Genomic DNA, 18,725 nt, shown 5'->3' on the forward strand with positions numbered 1-18,725 from the left:
AGCCCGTCCCTATTGAATAGGAAAAGCAGATATGGATATTTATACTAAACCTAATCCCATGCTACCTTTTATCTGAAAGCTGCAATCTATAACCCCATTAAAAAACCTCCTTCAAAAAGAAAGAGGCTATATCTATATTGAAATATTCAATTTATTTCTTTAAACCGATTCTACTCCATGTATCCATTACGAAAAGCAGGATAAGACCTATTGCAGCAGCTCCAGCTGAGAATGCAAATCTAACGTTATCTTCATCTCCTAAGATATCTGTCGCCTGCCAGTTAATAGCATAAAGATTAATGGTGATGAATACAATGAACAGTACTAAAAATACTTTATAAAACTTCTTCATGACTCTTAAAAATTAATATAATTCTGCACCAACTGGGCAAAATTTGCGGTGAATAATTTAATTGAAATTGCCAAAAGGATAATTCCGAAAACTTTCTGAAGGATCATCAAAGTAGCATCCCCAATTTTCTTCTCCAGCCATTTCGCTGATTTCAGCACCAAATATACGAAAATTGTATTAAGAATAATTCCGCAGATAATATTAATATCATGAAATTCAGCTCTAAGAGATAGTGCAGTTGTTAATGTTCCAGCTCCGGCAACCAATGGAAATGCGATGGGTACAATGGATGCAGCCTTTGCCTCAGTGGTTTTATTAATTTCAATTCCTAAAATCATTTCCAGCGCTATGACAAAAATCACAAAAGCTCCGGCAATAGCAAAAGAATTTACATCCACTCCGATAAGCTTAAGAATCTTATTTCCTACGAACAGGAAAACAATCATAATAGCTCCGGCAGTAATGGCTGCCTTTCCAGCTTCAATCTGTCCGAACTTCTGCTGAAGGCTTACAATAATAGGAACTGAGCCAATGATATCGATCACGGCAAAAAGAACCATAAAGCTGGTAACAATCTCTTTAAAAGAAAAACCATCAAAAATTTCCATCTCTTTGTAATTAAAAATTTCGCAAAAATATGAAAATAAACTGATTATTTGCTAATTTGTGAATATAAATTAACAATAGTTTTCAAAAGTTCTTCAAGAGCTTCGGCAGATTTCACAGGATTGTATTTTTCCATCTGAACTTTCTGCTGCAGTTTACTGTATTCTTCTGCAACCGAAGAACCTTTGTGCTTTTCAAGAAAATCCTTAAACTCCGGGATAGACGCCTGAAAATACTGTCCTCTTACTTCTTCATCCAATTCTTCAAGAGTTGCAAAGAACTTTTCATACTCTCCGTTATCTTTAAGATTTTCCAGATATCCGAAATAATCATTGATATCAGTTTTCATCAATTCTCTTATCTCTTTTTCTGTTTCGGCCACTGAACCTAAAGGTTTTGACGGTATAGTTTCCCTAACTAATGTACGTTTTTTTTGCCAATTTTTAAATAACAGATATCCAACAAATAAGCTTATCAGAATAGCTATATTGGTCAAAAGAATATTCCAGTGGAATTTGTTTTTTTCTTTTACTTTGAATGAAGTGGTTTTTAATACGGGAGTATTTACCGTCTCCAGAAGATTATTGGTGTAGTCGTTTACTTTTTCTACAGTAGAGCGTGCCTCAAGAATCTGATCGTGAGAAAATGCATTCAGATCCAGTGTTTTCTGTCCAAGATCTACATATTCTTTACTCGCAGGATCAAAGAAAGCGAATTGTTCTGTTTTAATTGAAATGACACCCGATTTTTTAGGAATAATCACATAATTAGCCAGGATCTCTCCTTTCATTCCTGAAGTTCCAGGAGCTACTTTAGAGGTAATTTTCGGGGCAAAAACTTCATAATCCGGAGAGGCGGCAATTTTAGGAAGTTCCATATCCGGTAAATTACCTTCACCTGAAACTTTTACTACCACATTCAGAGGTTTTTGCGCTTCCGGTTTTTCCTTGGAAGCATTATATACGTTGACATTAAAGTTCCCAACAGCATTTTTAAAACATTCAGGAGCTCCTTCAGGAAGCTTTCTTACGTTGATTTTAACTTTATTGGAAACAATTTTTGTTTTATTTGAATAGGTACTTACTGAAGCAGATACTCCGGGAACTTCCACATACCCTGCTTCATTCGGAAAAACCATAAACATAGCCAGAACCTGTGAAGGCATGTTGCCGTATCCTGAAGGATCTATCTCAGACTTATCAAAATTGATAGGATGTACATTGATATTATCCTGTTTCGGAAGATGAATATTTTTCACCTTTCTCAGATTATCCATATTTCTTGAATACACTCTCAGAACGGCTACCGTAGGCTGATCCTGATAGACATCCCGATCATCAATTTCCATATTCAGATAAACATCATTGGAGGTATTCGCTGCCAATGATCTTCTGTCGACAATATCACGGATATTGACATCAAAAGGTTCGGTTTTATAGATTCTGTTGTTTACGGTAACAAGAACGGAACCGATTTTTATTTTCCCTTTTTTCTTAGGCTCAAGGGCAATTCTGGAAACTTTCTGGGTAATTAAAGTATTGGTAGCAGGATCAATCACGGTATTGGTTACAGATCCACTTCCTATGATATTAAATTTTGAAAGATCCGGAAGCTGAAAACCTGTCTGCTGTACAAGATCACTTCCGTTAAGTTCAAGAACAATGGTCAGATTGATAATATCCTTACCTGCATACTCTGTTTTATCTGCATCCATAGATAGATTTACCTGTCCGTAAGTAATTACGGATGCAAGAGTAAGCAATATGTAAATCAATTTGTGCTGCATCACCAATCTTTCTCGTTGCTTTCAGGCATCGAATAAGAATTTTTGTTTAAAATTCTTCTGGCGGTTTCTTTTTCTTTTTCGTTTATTTTATCTAAGATCGCATTTTCAAGATTCTTGGGCATTCTGCCTTCATTATTTTGATTCTGCTTAGGATTGTCACCCTGGTCACTTTTGCCTTCGTTTTGCGGGCCGTTACCCTGATCCTGTTTTTTGTCTTTGTCGCCTTTCTGATCATCCCCTTTGTTCTGATCATTTCCGCCGCCACCTTTTCCTGAATTATTCTGTTCGTTTTTTTGCTGTTGTTTTTCTTTCTCTTTCAGTTTGGCAATCTCATAATTTTTTCGAGTTACCTCGCTGTGGGGATCCTGCTTCAAAGCTTTCTTATAATATTCAGCAGCTTTTTCAGGCTGATTCATCTGCATGTAAGCATTCCCTAAATTATGAAGAGCAGCCATTTTATCGGGAAGAGTTTGTGAAAGTTTTTCTGCTTTTTCAAACTCTGCTTTTGCCTCTTCATATTTTTTACTTTTATACAACGCATTCCCCATATTGTAATGAGCGGTAAAATCTTTATCATTGGATTTTATCGCTTCCATATATTTGGAGGAGGCTCCATCATAATCTTTACCGTCAAATTTCTGATTGCCTTCATATACTAAATTCCTATAGCTTTCCTGCCCAAACACGAAGCCTGAGAATGAAATGGCAACAATAAACGATAAAAATATGATTTTAGTATTCATCACTTGCAAAATTATTCCTTTATATGTTAAGAAACAGAGTTTTATTTGTTAAAATTCGGTTAAAGTACTTGTAGAATTTCTTCTATAAATAAAGGAATTCTACACATTAAAATCTTTTTTAGGATTAAAAATATAAATTAAAAAGAAAAACAGAAGAGATACCGCAAGAAAATATTGATAATAATGATTGGCATTCTGCGATTTCACCATTGTCTCTGCACCTGCAGATTTTTTATTAACTGCATCTACAATTCTGTCCGGAGCTTCATTGATATTATTTCCATCAATATAAGTTCCGTCTGTAGATTCAGCCATTTTCTTTAATGCTTCGGTCTGTCTTTTTGAAATCACCGTACTACCGTTGGCATCGGTTTTATATCCCATTAATTGTCCGAACACATATTCCGGAACCGGAGCACCTTCATCTGTACCCACTCCTACGGAAGTAATGCTTATTCCTTCTTTATTAGCTAATCTGATGGCAGCGTTATCATTTCCTTCATTATCTTCACCATCACTCAGCAGAATCACTTTTCTGGATCCTTTGCTTACGTTTTTAAATTTTTCAGCAGCAGCCTGCATTCCTTTCAGAAAATCCGTTCCCTGAATCTGCATAGAACTGGTTTCAATACCGCTGATATAAGTTTCCGCAGAATTATAATCAGTTGTCAGAGGCATAATAGACATTCCATTCCCTGCAAAAATCACAATACCTACCTTATCATTATTCATTTTCTTCATGGTAGCCAGCATCAGATTTTTGGCTTCCGTCAGACGGCTTGGTTCTATATCCTCAGCATTCATAGAATTGGATACATCCAGCATAAAGATTACATTGTTCAGCTTCTGGGTACTTTTCACTTCTTCTGAACCGTTCAAAAGGTCAATGATAGAGAATATCAGAAATAATGTTCCCAATAAATATAATGCAGGAAAAAACTTTGTAAATCCTGATCTTTTTTCAAATAAAATCTCATGAAACTGGCTCGCAGCAAAAATTTCTCTCTTTTTATTTCTCCATTGTAGAAAACGGATCAAAAACGTAGCTAACAGCGGCAGAAGCAACAGTAAAAATAAATACCAATAATTTCCTAAAGACCAACTCATCAGCTTAAAATTTTATAAAACACCCATCTTAACAATGCATCCAACACCAACATAGCCAGTGCAATCCAAAGGAATATTTTGAAATATTCTTCATAATTGTACAGCTTGGAAACCTTCACATCAGATTTTTCCAGTTGGTTGATTTCATTGTATACTTCTTCCAGACTACTGTTTGAGGTAGCTCTGAAATATTTGCCTCCCGTAGTCTGTGCTATTTCTCTCAAGGTATTTTCATCAATGGTAACCTCTGTTTCGGTAAAGATAAGCTCTCCAAAAATGTCCTGCGATGTAGGCATCAGCGCATAACCATTGGTCCCGATTCCGATTGAATATACTTTTATATTATTATTCTTTGCCAGTTCAGCGGCAAGCTGTGGAGGAATCGCATTCTGAATATTGCTTACTCCATCCGTCATCAGGATGACCACTTTACTTTTGGCCTTGCTTTTAATCAAATGATTCACTGCTACAGAAAGGCCTTCCCCAATGGCTGTTCCAGGTTCAAGACCTGCAGAATTCAGATTTTTAATTTCATCAATAACCACCTGATGATCTGAGGTTACCGGAACTTTAGTAAAAGCTTCTGCAGCATATGCTACCACCCCTATCCTGTCATTCGGACGCTTCTGAACAAATTTTACGGCAATATCTTTTAGGGCAGTAATTCGGTCCGGGGTTAAATCCTTCGCCAGCATACTTAGAGAAACATCAATAGATAACATAATATCCACTCCCTTTGTATCATCTCTGTCCTGAGAAATGGTAAACGTTCTCGGCCTTGCCATCGCAATAATCAACGCAGAAAGAATGATATATTTTGATATTTTCAGCAAAAAAAGTACACCCTGGATACTCCCGCTGTGATCCATATTCTTTATGGTAGGAACTTTTATACCTTTTCTTTTACTTCTTCCAATATCTTTAATTAAAAGTGGAATAAACAGCAGAAAAAGCAGCAAAAACCATGGGCTGTAAAACTCAAAATTAAACATCCTTTCTTAAGTTTTCGAATTCTAAATCTTTGGATGATCTTTTCACAAAATCTCTGATATTGACAAAATCTCTTTCCATTGTTTCCTGGTCCGGGAAGGTTTTGGCAAATTTCACCAGGTCTCCCCTAAGGAAAACATCTTCTATTATTTTTTCGTTGTCCTGCGAGATTGTATTATTTTTTTTCATGACATCTATAAGATCATCAGTAAGAAGTACATCTGCCGGAAGGCGATATTGTTTTGTAATGAAGGTTCTGGAAATATCAATCAGTTCCACATAAAACGAACGGAAGTTTCCTCCTTCAATATATTTTTTCTTTTTAAGAGAATCAAGCTCTTTTAAGGTCTGATTAGTAGCCACTACAGGAGAGCTCTTTGATTTTCTTCCCCATTTTACAAACATAATAATGGCAATAACCAGTGCAATACCAGCCAATGCTGCAAGAATATAAAACTTATAAAGCTCCCAATAATCTTTGGGTTCAAGTTTCACCTGCTTATTATTCATGATGTCATTGATCTGATCTGCTTTTTGAGCCGTATTAATGACATCTATTTCGTAAGGGATTGTTTTAAGTATTTTATCTCCTACTTTGAATTCCAGTTCAGGAATGGTAAATTTTCCTTCTTCAAAAACAGCAAATTCGATCTTTCTTTCATAGGTGTTAGCCGTTTGCCCGATACTGTCTTTGGTTTCTTCAAAATGAAAAGGCAACAGCTCATTCTTAGCTGCTGAAGTAACCTGTTGCTCATTAAGATTGTCAATCTTTATGGTAAGATGATTGATTTCTCCCAGAGCAAGGGTTTTCTTTTCTACGTTAGAGGATAATATCTGTGAAAAAGCATTTGCACAGATCAGAAAAGATAATATTAAAAGTATTTTTCTCAATGTTAAAATAATAAAGGCAAAATGCCTTCTGTTTTTTATTTACGAGCTAAGCCCGATGTTATTTTTTCTGAAAGTAATTATACAATAATTTTGAATAATCTGAGCCGGTACTAATATTCATAAGACTGGCAGAGCTGTTGGCAAAATCTTCTTCCAGAGCTCTCAGTTTTTGTTTTTGAGCTTCCGCAAAGGTATATCGCCATCTTGCACTGGAAGTATTGGCCCATATTTCTTTTCCGGTTTCCACATCAAGTAAACGGGCGTAGCCTACATCAGGAATCTCATTATCTTTTTCATCATAAATCCTCATTCCCAGCAACTGATGTTTCTTTGAGGCCACTCTCAGCATTTTGGAATCATAGGCATCTTCAAAATCTGAAAACAAAAACACCAGAGATTTCCTTTTGAAAATCCCCATCATATATTCCATTGCCTTATCTATTTTAGATTCTGCCGGAACATAATCTGCAGTGAGAATATTACTGATAATGGAAAGAATGTGTTTTCTTCCTTTTTGAGGAGGAATGACTTTATATACTTTATCTGCAAACAAAATCAAGCCTACTTTATCATTATTGCCAGCGGCTGAAAATCCTAAGCTGGCTGCAATTTCGGCTACATATTCTCTTTTCAGTTGAACCTTTGTTCCATAATCCATAGAAGCGGAAATGTCTACGAGAATCATCATTGTCAATTCCCTTTCTTCTTCCATTACTTTTACAAATGGCTCACGGAAACGTGCGGTTTTATTCCAGTCGATTCTTCTGATTTCATCTCCAAACTGATACGGTCGAACTTCCGAGAAAGTCATCCCCTGCCCTTTAAAGGCGCTGTGATATTGCCCCATTAAAGCAGCCTCCGTCTTTTTTCTGGTACGGATTTCAATCTGCTTTACTTTTTTTACAATATCTTTTATCTGCATAGACGAATTCAAAATTCAAGGTTTAACATTCAAAGTTTAATGTTGATGTCGGGATCCGGGTTTTGGGTTAGTCTATAAACTCAATGGATACGTTCGACCACTCATTGTCAAACTTTGTATTATACTTTTTATAAAAATTGATGGCTGGTTCATTCCAGTTCAATACCTGAAATACCATTCCACTGTAATTATTGGTTTGACCATATTCCAGTGTTGCATCAAATAATTTTTTTCCAATCTGCTTTCCTCTTAGCTTTTCAGTTACTACAAGATCTTCAAGATACAGCCTTCTTCCTTTCCAGGTTGAATACCTGTCATAATACAGGGATATTCCAACTATTTCTCCTTCATATTCTGCCACGAAAGCTCCCCATACAGGAGAAGTTCCGAAACCATCCTGAATAAAATCATCCAAAGTCACTGTTACTTCATGCAGTGCTTTTTCATATTCCGCTAGTTCTTTAATTAAATCAAGCATGGAAGAACAGTCTTCCAGAACAGCTTTTCTTACAACTACATCACTCATTATGGTGCCTGGATTTTTGCTAAAATTCTATTGATAATTTCCTCAGTTGTGATTTCTTCTGCTTCTGCTTCAAAGGTCAATCCCATTCTGTGTCTCAATACATCTTTTGCCAATGCTTTTACATCTTCCGGAATGACAAATGCTCTTCCTTTTAAGAAAGCGTAGGCTCTTGAGGCGATAGCAAGATTAATGGATGCTCTTGGAGAAGCTCCGAAACTGATATAATTTTTAAGTTCAGAAAGCCCATAATTTTCCGGATAACGTGTTGCAAACACCATATCCAGGATATATTTTTCAATTTTCTCGTCGAGATAGATCTGGTTGATCAGTTCTTTTGCATCTACAATATCCTGAAGGGAGATTACAGGCTTCACCGTTGGCTGGTGTGAGGTTGAAACCATTCTCATCACCTGTCTTTCATCTTCAAAAGCAGGATAATCTATGGTACACTTCAGCATAAAACGGTCGCTTTGTGCTTCAGGAAGCAGGTAAGTTCCTTCCTGGTCAATAGGGTTTTGTGTCGCCAGTACCAGGAACGGTTTTGGAAGCTTCATGGTTTCGTCACCAATCGTCACCTGTTTTTCCTGCATGACCTCCAGAAGCGCTGACTGTACTTTTGCCGGCGCACGGTTGATCTCATCTGCCAAAACAAAGTTCGCAAATACAGGTCCTTTTTTTATAGAGAAATCATTGTCTTTGATATTATAAATCATGGTTCCCACTACATCTGCAGGAAGTAAATCCGGAGTAAACTGAATCCTTGAGAAATCTCCATGAACAGCATCAGCCAGTGTTTTTATCGCTAAGGTTTTAGCCAGACCGGGAACTCCTTCAAGAAGAACGTGTCCATTTCCCAAAAGCCCTACCAAAAGACGGTCTACCATGTATTCCTGTCCAATAATAACTTTGTTGATTTCCTGTCTCAGAAGAGAAAATAAGTAGTTTTTTTCTTTTACTTTTTCCGTCAATTGGCGGATATCTTCAGCTTGATATATCTCTGACATAGCTTGATTTAAAATAAGTGGTAAATTTCTGATAAATACTTGCATTAATCAACATAATAAATGCCATTTTTGAGTTAAAGTTTGTTAAAAATTCCGGCATTGACGAGATATTTAATGCTATAATGTTGAATTTCTTATCTATAAATAAATCCAGAAATTCAAATTCCCTTCATAAAACCATCCCGTTTTTTCTTCTCATTATCCATAAAAAAATGTCACAAAATCACTTTTGCAACATTTGTATTTTTAATCAGAAACTTGATTATTTAATTTTAAAGCTTGTTTATTGTAATGGTGAATATATTTTCAGGAGCATCAGTAGTATCTTCATACGCTCCGACATTTACAAAATATTCTGTTCCTGATACTGTGGTAATCGTAAGAGTTTCCGCAGCACCTCCGCCACCATTGTCTACAGTTCCTGTACATGACAAATTACTACAGCTGCCACTATATACACCTATCTGCGGATCATAGCTGCTGCCTGAAGGCATAGTCACTTTAATAGTATACTGACTGCCATCACCAGTCAGTTTAAACCATGTCCCATCGTTCATTCCTGTGTCTCCATTACTTGTACATACGCTTATATTTCCGGCATTATTAGTGGTCGATACAGCATCATTCTGAGTATAAGAATAAGGAAATACCAATGCCTGCAATGCTCCAGTACATGCATCGTTTACAGGTATTGGAGGAACAGTCTTAAAAACAAGTTCAGAACATCCTGAGGATTCTGTACTCCCCGACACTGATATTACTTTTAAATAATAAGTTGTTCCGGCTGTAAGCGCTGTGGAAGGGGTAAAGCTACTTCCTAAAACTGTTTGCTGATTAATAATATCAGAGCTTCCTGAACTCGTTCCTAACGAAACTTTGTAGGATGTAGCCCCTGAAGCCGGAAGCCAGCTGAAATTGGGAGTTAAAGAAATATTCTGACTATTATTTACCGGATAAACGACAAAAGGACATGCCGGTCCGGCACTTGGTATAAGGCCTGAAATGGTAACTGACGATTTATAATCCGCCCTGATTCCTCCGGGAGGAGATGCAATATCCACTACTGCACGATCTCCTTTATAATACAGCGTTGAGTAAGGGATATGAGGATAAACATGAAAAGCTTCATCAAAATTATTGATATCGATATTCGGAGAATTCTCTTTTGCTGCAACAACCAGGTTATCAACATTATTATAAGTAAATGGTGTTGTAAAAACAACTTCAACTTTATTATTATTCTTGCTTACGGCTCCTGTGAACACCTGAGTCAACTGTGCTGCAGGAATCCAGTCTGTACCGGAAGCAAAGGCTGTTTTTGACGTATGTCCGAGATATACCGTCCAGTTTGAAGATTCAGTAATTGTAGAGGAAGGATCCACATAAAATGTAAGCCCTGTAATATTGCCTGCAGCATTGGCGTTAATTTCCTGCTTAGGATATATCTGCTGTACATAAGAATAGGAAAAAAAACTGCTTACAGGAGCAACACCAACATTTGGACTCCCAATATTGATATTGATTTGGGCGTTAATCACCACCACTACAAAAAACAAAGCTAAAAGTAAAAATCTTTTCATTATTAATAACATTAATCTGGTATACCATGCTAATTTAATAATAAATACTATGATTATAGCAATAAAAAAAATATTTCATTATATAATTCAACGCAAAAAAAAATTTAAACAAAAACACATCCAATATTAAAAACAATACACATTCAATAACAAAATAATAACAAAACATAAAAATAAAATAAATTAAAAGTAATTTCAATACATATTTCATATATTTACACTAAACATCAATAACATGTATAAAAAGCTATTCTTTTCCAGTTTTTTGATTACCCATCTCGTTTTCGCCCAAACGACAATGACCAATATAATTTCAGATGCAGTATACTACGATGGCTATGCTACTATGGTATCCAACCCTGTACCTGCCGGTTTGACAAGACTGACGAATGCCAGGTATACCAGAAAACTTACTGATGTAGAACTAGATGCTTTTAAAGCTAAAATTGCTATGCGTGTAACCATTGCTCCTTTATGTGACAATTATGACCGTCTTGGAGAAGTCTTCTTAGCAATGGTTCCTAAAAATCAAACTACTTATACAATCAATGACACTAATGTCAAAAGAATTGAAATAGGCAGATATATTACTCCTTTCATGAATAAAAACAGGACTCCTTCTGAAGTTCCTTACACTTATGATGTCAGCAATTTATACAGCATATTCCATGACACAACATTGCGCAGCATGTATGATCTCTATATGGAACTGGATGTTTTCGGGGTTCCCTATGCAGCACAAACGCAGGTTTCAGGCTGTGCAAACAGAATTGATGTTTTTTCAGGAACTCTTACCTTTTTCTCAACAGATACAGGAGCAACCCCTACAGACACCAACAGCATTGTACCTATATTAAGTTATAACACCCTTAACAACTATAACAACACTGATGTTACCGGGGAAACCGTTAGAATTGTCACTTTTAATCTTCCAGACCCTGTTACCAATGCCCGCTTCTTCGTAATATCAACTCCTCATGGCGCTAACAGTGGTGGTGAAGAATATATCAGAAGACAAAATTACACCTATATAGATGACGTACAAGTACTCACCTATACTCCCGGAGGTATTTCATGTGAACCGTACCGTGTATACAATACTCAAGGAAACGGAATCTATGGTTCTACTCCTAAAACTTTTGCTGACTGGACTTCATGGAATAACTGGTGTCCCGGAAATTCTGTTCCCATCAGAGAATTTACATTACCCAACTTAACTGCAGGTAATCATACTTTGAAACACACAATTCCAACTGCAGTTTTCAACCAACAGCAGGGATATGTCATGCTATCCGTTTATATGCAGGGAAAAAGCAATACAGCTTTGAATGTAAAAGAGATCAAAACAGTAGATGTGAATATTTACCCCAACCCTACTGCTGACTTTGTGAATGTAAAATCAAAAGTAGAGGTCAGCTCAATAAGCCTTTTCAATATGGAAGGAAGAAAACTTTCCGAAACTTATAAAGAGAACAGAATAGATCTTTCCTTATACAGCACAGGAGTTTATTTTTTACATATTGTTTTAAAAGACGGAACTGCCTTTAAACACAAAATCATAAAAAAGTAACTTTAACACATCTTTTAAAAACAAAATAACAAAACCCTCTCTGAAACTCCACTCAAGAGGGTTTTTCTATTGATCATCATGTAAAATTAACTGTAAAAAACATTCTGATATCAATAAAAACTAATCAAAAGATGAACCTTACTTCACTCTTTTTCAAAATAGTTAAAAAATTTTAACTTTAATCCTCTAGTCAAAAAAATTGTCATTTCCAGTTTATTAAACTATTTTTGGTGATTAAAAATTTTGCAAAATGAATTATCATTTTCAAGCACACAGACAGGTAAGAAAGAACCTTTTAGATATCCTTCAGAACACATCTCATGAAGATCTGATCCTGATTCCGGATGGTTTCAACAACAATATTTACTGGAATATTGCACATACTGTTGCTACACAACAACTACTGCACTATTACCTGAGCGGAAATCCTTTCCGTATTGACAAGTATTGGATTGAAACCTACAAAAAAGGAACTTTACCCAACTTAAATGTTCAGAAATCAGAAGTGGAAGATTTAGAATTTTTACTTACTGAAACTTCAAAGATTTTAATGAAGGATTATGACAGTGATTTCTTCTCAGATTACACTCCCTACACCACAAGTTTCGGCATGGATCTGAAAAGCATTCAGGATGCAATTATCTTCAACAATATGCATGAAAGCCTTCATTACGGGTATGTGATGGCACAGAAAAGAGCAATTTTAGGAGAGAAAGGGAGATAGTGAATCTTGCTACGCAAGTCAATGGTCAGAAGTGAATAGGCATCCAACCAATTGACTTACAAAGTAAAATTCAAGATTGACCATTCACTCTATAACTATATAATACATTTTCAATGAAAGACGATTTTATTTTCGGGCTACGTCCCGTGATTGAAGCAATTGAAGCGGGAAAAACGATTGACAAGATCTTTGTGCAGAATGCACTTCAGGGTCCTATTTATGCTGAATTAAAAGCCATTTTAGCGAAAAATAAAATCCGTCCCAATTATGTTCCGGTTGAAAAACTGAACCGTTTTACAAGAAAAAACCACCAGGGTGTGGTAGCTTTTATTTCGGATGTACCGTTTCATAAAGTGGAGGATATTGTTCCACAATTATTCGAACAGGGAAAAACACCTTTCCTTTTAATTCTGGACAGACTTACCGATGTAAGAAACTTTGGAGCCATCTGCAGAACAGCGGAATGCGTAGGAATAGATGCAGTTATTATTCCTGAAAAAGGAGCTGCTCCTATCAATTCCGATGCGATAAAAACTTCTGCCGGAGCGATCTATAATATCAAAATATGTAAGGAAAACAATCTTGCCCACACGGTAGACTTCCTTCAGCAAAGCGGAATTTCTGTATATGCAGCCAGTGAAAAAGCTCAGAAACTTATCTATGATGTTAATATGACAGAGCCATGTGCTATCGTGATGGGAAATGAGGAAACCGGAATTTCTAAAGAAGTACTGCATCATGCTGATGAAAAAATAAAACTTCCTATTGAAGGAAAAACTCAGTCCCTGAATGTTTCTGTAGCATGTGGAGCGATTTTGTATGAAGCGGTAAGACAGAAAATGTCCGTGATACCTAATCCATAACCATGAAAATACAATCACTTTTACCTTTATTTTTTGTCCCGTTGGCTTTTAATGCCCAGACAAAAAAAACAGCAACAGACAACCGTCTTGCCACTGATCTTGATAAGATGGTTCAGAAAGAAGCTGTTGCTTATATGCAGGATCCTGCACGTGTAGGAATTTCAATAGGCATTTTTAAAGATGGTAAAAGTTATTTCTATAATTATGGGACAACGGAAATAGGGAAATCAGAGCTTCCAACCTCGCAAAGTCCATATGAGATTGCATCCATCACAAAGACCTTTACCGGAACACTTCTGGCTCATGCTTTAGTAGATGGTAAAATCAAAATGGATGATGATATCCGGAAATATATAGGAAATTATCCTAATCTTGAATTTGAAAAGCACCCGATAACGATCGGTAATCTAACCAATCATTCATCAGGATTGCCTCAGTTTTTACCGGATCAGTCTGAAACGTTCAAAAAACCGATGGACTCTGTTGCCCTGGCATTGTCGGATTTTTATAAAAACTATTCAAAAAAGAATTTTTATAAGGATCTTCATCAGGCTAAAGTGGATTTTGTACCCGGAACAGAATATAAATATTCCAATGTAGGAACACAGATTGCCGGGGATATCCTTGAAAAAGTATATCATACAAGCTATGAAAACCTGCTTTCAGAGTATATTACAAAGCCTCTGAAAATGAATCATACTATTATTGGTACGAATTCTGCACAGCTATTGACTCGTTATAACGAAAAAGGAAAGATAATGCCCAGAAATTTCACAACCATTTTTGCTCCCGCAGGAGGAATCATTTCTACTACAGGAGATCTTGTGAAATACATGCAGTATCATCTGGATAAGAACAATAAATATGTGAAAACATCTCATACACCTTTTGTAAAAGGTGAAGGAGATGCCATTGGACTGTACTGGAGATTACATACATATGAAGATGGAACTCAAACCGTTTATCATACAGGAGGTACATTTGGATTTTCAAGCGTACTTCAGATTTATCCTTCAAAAAACATGGGAGTGGTAGTGCTTTCCAATGAATCTGATGGAGAGTCTCAGGGGAAACTGCACGACATTGCAGATAGTATATTAAGAAATAGTAGTAAAAAATAAAGTTAAAAAATCAAATGAAGAATATTGCAGCGCTTGCGCTTATATCATCAATAGCCCTTGTGTCTTGTAAAAAAGAAACGGCAAAAATAACAAAAGTAGATCCTAAAACCGGAAAGACAGTAACTGTAGAAGTTCCTGCTGATTCTGTAACGAAAGTTGCAGAAAACCCGGCTATCAAAGATTCTGCGGGAGTTATCACCCAAACTTTTAAGCTTGAAAAAGGAAAAACATATCCTCTTACCACTTATCAGAGAGATGTAAAAACAATGACAGATCCTCAAGGGAAATCTATCACTGCAACAAGCGAATCTACGGATGAAATGAATTTTGTAGTGGATGATATCAAAGGAAATGTATATGAGATGACTCTTAATCTTGTAGCAAAGAGAAGCTCTCAATCTGCACAGGGAAAAACGGTAGTAGTAGACACCAAACTTCCACTTCCAAAAGAAGATGATCTAAAAATGATCTGGAACGTCAACAAAGCACTTACCGGAAACAAACTTCAGATGAAGATGGATACAAAAGGGAATGTAATTTCTATTACAGGATTTGATGCTGTTTACACAAAAGTAGGTAACGCAGTTGGTACACTTATCAAAGATGCCAATGAAAAAGCAAGTGTAGTAGCAAGTCTTAAGCAGTCATTCAACGAAAAAGTACTGAAAGATCAGTTCCATAAAAACCTGATGATTATTCCTAAAAAAGGAGTTAAAATCGGAGAAAAATGGTCAACTTCTGAAAATGCTGACGCCAGCGGAGCTGTTAAAGTAACCTCCAATTATGTAATGAAAAGCTTAGGAAACGGAGCTGCAGAAATTGCAGTAACCGGAGGTATTCCCAAGAAAACAGAAAAGAAAACTCAGGGACCTATCACACACAGCCTGAGCAGTGAACTTGTTCAGAACGGAACCATTAAGTTTGACGAAAGCACGGGATGGATAACCAACCAGAATATCAACGTAAAAACAACTCAGATAGAAACCATTTCCGATGGAAAACAGTCTCAGTCTATGAAAAGCGTTTCCAATTCTTCGGTAATGGTAAACCCATCTGCTAAATAACTTGAATAAACATTCAGGGTTTAAAGTTTGCATGTTAAACCCTGAACTTTAAACAAAAAAATTATGAAGTACATTCTTGAGTTAGTACTCACTGCCATTATTATATTCTTTGTCTGGAATATTCTGAAAAGAATTTTCTTTAAGACATTCTATAGTTACCGTTTTAATAACAATAATCAAAACAACGGGCAGCAGGACATCAACAACTCGAATAAGAATAACAAAAAGAACCTTAAGTGGGATGCAGAAACGGTAGACTACGAAGAGGTAAAAGAGAGTAATGACAAAAGGTAAAAATTCCAAGAAATAAAAGATAATAACCAGCATGGCAAAAAATAAAAACTTAATTTATATTGCAATTTCATTAGTAGTATTTATAGTTTTAGCATTTTTATATTCCACTCCTGTATTTTCAGGAAAACAGCTTTTCCAGCATGATATCGTACAGTACAGAGGAGGAGCAAAAGAACTGCTCGACTATAGAGCCAATACCGGAAATGAAACCTATTGGAGTGACTCCATGTTTGGGGGAATGCCGACTTATCAGATGGGAAGCCAGTTCAAAGGTGATGTCATCAAAAAAATAGACAGCAATCTGAATTTCCTGCCAAGGCCGGTTAATTATCTCTTCCTGCTATTTGCAGGTTTTTTCCTTTTGGGAATGGTAGTGGTCAGAAATTGGAAATATGCTCTTTTAGGAGCCACTTTCTTCGGGCTTTCAACCTATTTTTATATTATTATTGCAGCCGGACATAATGGTAAAGTCAATACCATTGAGTATTTTGCCCCGTTGCTAGCCGGAATTTTACTGGTGTATATCAGGAAACAATACATCTGGGGGTTCATTGTCACTACCCTTTTTATGGGTCTTCAAATTGCTGCAAACCACCCACAAATGACCTATTATCTGTTCATTGCGTTAGGATTCTTATTCCTTTCTGAACTGATCAGAGCCATCCAGAAAAAGACACCGATGAAGCACTTCCTTATTTCATCAGGGATTATCGCAGCAGCATGTGTTATTGGAGTAGGAATGAATTCACAAAGAATCATGGCCAATTCTGAATATGTAAAAGAAACAGTTCGTGGAAAGCAGATTTTAAATAACGACAGCCATACTTCGGGAAAATCCGGAATGGACAAAGAGAGTATGCTGATGTGGAGCTATGGGCAGCTGGAAACTTTAAACCTTTTCATTCCAAGATTAATGGGTGGAGGAAGCCAGGAACCTGAAGGAAAAGAAATCATGAACAGAGTTCAGGAACTGGTTCAGGAAAATGTAGGTTCACAGGCTGAAATGGATAGAATTTCCAAAGGTTTCAGCGGAGTAACCTACTGGGGAGACCAGCCGGGAACATCAGGACCTGCTTATCAGGGAGCTATCGTATGTTTCCTTGCCTTATTAGGATTCTTTTTTGCTTCAAAAAAATACCGTTACTGGATTTTGGGAGCTTCCATCCTGACCATTTTACTGGCATGGGGAAGTAACTTTATGCCATTATCGGATTTCTTTATCGATTATGTACCGTTCTATAATAAATTCAGAGCTCCTTCTTCAATCTTAGTGGTAGTAGAGTTATTATTCCCATTAATTGCCATTTTGGGATTATACAGATTCTTTACAGATGAAAAGTTGACTGAAGAATATAAGCAGAAAATTCTGATGTATGTAGGAGGTGGAACGTTAGGATTTTTATTGATTCTTTTAATCTTTGGAAAATCATTGTTAGGTTTTGCTACAGAAAACGAAAAAACCTACTTCCCTCCTTTCCTGCTTGATTATCTTGTAGATGAAAGATATAAACTATTCAGAATAGATGCCATAAAAGCATTCATTTATGTAGCGATTACTGCGGCAGCTCTATTCTTAACTTTAAAGAAAAAGCTTAATCAGAATATTGCTTTGGTAGTGATTGGGCTTGTAAGTTTATTTGACCTTTGGACGGTAAACAAGCGTTACTTAAACGATGAAAACTATGTAGATAAAATCTTTGCTGAAAATCCTTTCCAGACAGAAAGTTCAGACCTGTTGGCTGAAAAAGTACAGGGAAATCCAAACCTGGAATCTATTTTATCCAATGTTAACATCAACAAAACATTGGAAACTATTGCTGAGAAAGACAAAACACACTACAGAATTTACAACCAGACATTAGGAGTTACCAGCGAAACCAATACCTCTTATTTTAAGGCTTCCATCGGCGGTTATCACGCTGTAAAATTAAGAAGATATGACGATGTACTGAATGAATACATCAATAGTATTGACAGTGTAAAAACACCTAATGTATTAAATTTACTGAATGCTAAATACATGGTTTTCGGAGGTCCTGAGCAGCCACAGGTTGTTCCTAATCCTAAAGCTAATGGCAATGCATGGTTTGTAAGCGATTTAAAATTTGTAGATACTCCTAATCAGGAAATAAAAGCGATCGGGACTATTGACAACAAGAAAACAGCTGTCATTGCTTCATCTGACAAATCATATTTTGATAACAAACCTGTTCAGGCAGATTCTACAGCATTTATCACTCTTACGAAATATCAGCCTAACGAACTTGAATTTAAATCTCAGTCGAAAACACCTCAATTGGCTGTATTCTCTGAAGTTTATTATCCTCATGGATGGAAAGTGTTAGTAGACGAGAAAGAAGTTCCTTATATCAAAGCAGATTATTTGCTTCGTGCCGTACATGTTCCGGCAGGAAACCACCATATCAGAATGGTTTTTGAACCTGAAGTGATTGAAAAAGGAAAATGGCTTTCTCTTCTTTCGTTCGGATTATTTATCCTGTTGGCTGCATTTGGACTTTTCTGGATGAATAAGAACAAGAAAAAAGAGATTGTAGCTGAACAGAATGCTTAAACAATATAAA

At 36.3% G+C, this 18,725-nt stretch carries 18 protein-coding genes; 7 read left to right on the plus strand and 11 right to left on the minus strand.

Annotation, left to right across the window (positions count from 1 at the left end; genetic code table 11):
• Window positions 1-151: 151 nt before the first annotated feature.
• The 11 genes from PZ898_RS08690 to PZ898_RS08740 all read right to left on the minus strand — a co-directional run bounded on the left by PZ898_RS08690 (window position 152) and on the right by PZ898_RS08740 (window position 10,507).
• Entirely contained in the window at window positions 152-352 is a 201-nt protein-coding gene (locus PZ898_RS08690) for a hypothetical protein (RefSeq protein ID WP_047378522.1), read from the minus strand.
• 5 nt (window positions 353-357) lie between these two features.
• Window positions 358-960: a MarC family protein gene (locus PZ898_RS08695; protein WP_062674416.1), complete on the minus strand. Its 603-nt coding sequence runs from the start codon at window positions 958-960 to the stop codon at window positions 358-360.
• A 44-nt stretch (window positions 961-1,004) separates the two neighbouring features.
• On the minus strand, window positions 1,005-2,744 hold the full coding sequence (locus PZ898_RS08700; protein ID WP_277695314.1) for a BatD family protein: 1,740 nt from the start codon (window positions 2,742-2,744) through the stop codon (window positions 1,005-1,007).
• Window positions 2,744-3,487: a tetratricopeptide repeat protein gene (locus PZ898_RS08705; RefSeq protein ID WP_277695315.1), complete on the minus strand. Its 744-nt coding sequence runs from the start codon at window positions 3,485-3,487 to the stop codon at window positions 2,744-2,746. Before PZ898_RS08705 ends, PZ898_RS08700 begins: the two co-directional genes overlap by 1 nt.
• Before the next feature lie 99 nt (window positions 3,488-3,586).
• Window positions 3,587-4,594 (minus strand): VWA domain-containing protein, encoded by a 1,008-nt coding sequence (locus tag PZ898_RS08710; protein ID WP_277695316.1) that lies wholly within the window; start codon window positions 4,592-4,594, stop codon window positions 3,587-3,589.
• Window positions 4,594-5,586 (minus strand): VWA domain-containing protein, encoded by a 993-nt coding sequence (locus PZ898_RS08715; protein WP_062674408.1) that lies wholly within the window; start codon window positions 5,584-5,586, stop codon window positions 4,594-4,596. Before PZ898_RS08715 ends, PZ898_RS08710 begins: the two co-directional genes overlap by 1 nt.
• Window positions 5,579-6,475, minus strand: coding sequence for a BatD family protein (locus tag PZ898_RS08720; RefSeq protein ID WP_120231936.1), 897 nt, complete (start codon window positions 6,473-6,475; stop codon window positions 5,579-5,581). The genes PZ898_RS08715 and PZ898_RS08720 overlap by 8 nt, the downstream gene beginning before the upstream one ends.
• A gap of 58 nt (window positions 6,476-6,533) precedes the next feature.
• Entirely contained in the window at window positions 6,534-7,397 is an 864-nt protein-coding gene (locus PZ898_RS08725) for a DUF58 domain-containing protein (RefSeq protein ID WP_062674404.1), read from the minus strand.
• Window positions 7,398-7,464: 67 nt separating this feature from the next.
• Window positions 7,465-7,923: a GNAT family N-acetyltransferase gene (locus tag PZ898_RS08730; RefSeq protein ID WP_062674402.1), complete on the minus strand. Its 459-nt coding sequence runs from the start codon at window positions 7,921-7,923 to the stop codon at window positions 7,465-7,467.
• Entirely contained in the window at window positions 7,923-8,927 is a 1,005-nt protein-coding gene (locus PZ898_RS08735; protein ID WP_034695238.1) for a MoxR family ATPase, read from the minus strand. The genes PZ898_RS08730 and PZ898_RS08735 overlap by 1 nt, the downstream gene beginning before the upstream one ends.
• 272 nt (window positions 8,928-9,199) lie before the next feature.
• Window positions 9,200-10,507 carry a hypothetical protein gene (locus PZ898_RS08740; RefSeq protein WP_277695317.1) on the minus strand — a complete coding sequence of 436 codons (1,308 nt, stop codon included), beginning with the start codon at window positions 10,505-10,507 and terminating at the stop codon, window positions 9,200-9,202.
• Between the two features lie 235 nt (window positions 10,508-10,742).
• On the opposite strand from PZ898_RS08740, the gene PZ898_RS08745 reads away from it, so the two are divergent.
• From PZ898_RS08745 to PZ898_RS08775, 7 genes are all read left to right on the plus strand, one after another.
• Window positions 10,743-12,077, plus strand: a complete 1,335-nt coding sequence (locus PZ898_RS08745) for a peptide-N-glycosidase F-related protein (protein ID WP_277695318.1) — start codon at window positions 10,743-10,745, stop codon at window positions 12,075-12,077.
• A 250-nt stretch (window positions 12,078-12,327) separates the two neighbouring features.
• Entirely contained in the window at window positions 12,328-12,801 is a 474-nt protein-coding gene (locus PZ898_RS08750) for a DinB family protein (protein ID WP_047434092.1), read from the plus strand.
• Window positions 12,802-12,914: 113 nt separating this feature from the next.
• The gene (gene rlmB / locus PZ898_RS08755) at window positions 12,915-13,664 is read left to right on the plus strand and encodes a 23S rRNA (guanosine(2251)-2'-O)-methyltransferase RlmB (RefSeq protein WP_062674398.1); all 750 of its coding nucleotides are present in this window, start codon (window positions 12,915-12,917) and stop codon (window positions 13,662-13,664) included.
• A gap of 2 nt (window positions 13,665-13,666) precedes the next feature.
• Window positions 13,667-14,785 (plus strand): serine hydrolase domain-containing protein, encoded by a 1,119-nt coding sequence (locus tag PZ898_RS08760; RefSeq protein WP_216444110.1) that lies wholly within the window; start codon window positions 13,667-13,669, stop codon window positions 14,783-14,785.
• A 14-nt stretch (window positions 14,786-14,799) separates the two neighbouring features.
• Window positions 14,800-15,849: a DUF6263 family protein gene (locus PZ898_RS08765; RefSeq protein ID WP_277695319.1), complete on the plus strand. Its 1,050-nt coding sequence runs from the start codon at window positions 14,800-14,802 to the stop codon at window positions 15,847-15,849.
• A gap of 63 nt (window positions 15,850-15,912) precedes the next feature.
• Window positions 15,913-16,143: a hypothetical protein gene (locus tag PZ898_RS08770; protein ID WP_110010142.1), complete on the plus strand. Its 231-nt coding sequence runs from the start codon at window positions 15,913-15,915 to the stop codon at window positions 16,141-16,143.
• Between the two features lie 31 nt (window positions 16,144-16,174).
• Complete coding sequence (locus PZ898_RS08775; protein WP_277695320.1) at window positions 16,175-18,715, plus strand: YfhO family protein; 2,541 nt, start codon at window positions 16,175-16,177, stop codon at window positions 18,713-18,715.
• Window positions 18,716-18,725 lie beyond the last annotated feature (10 nt).

The sequence above is a fragment of the Chryseobacterium sp. WX genome, from assembly GCF_029542485.1.
Lineage (GTDB): Bacteria > Bacteroidota > Bacteroidia > Flavobacteriales > Weeksellaceae > Chryseobacterium > Chryseobacterium cucumeris.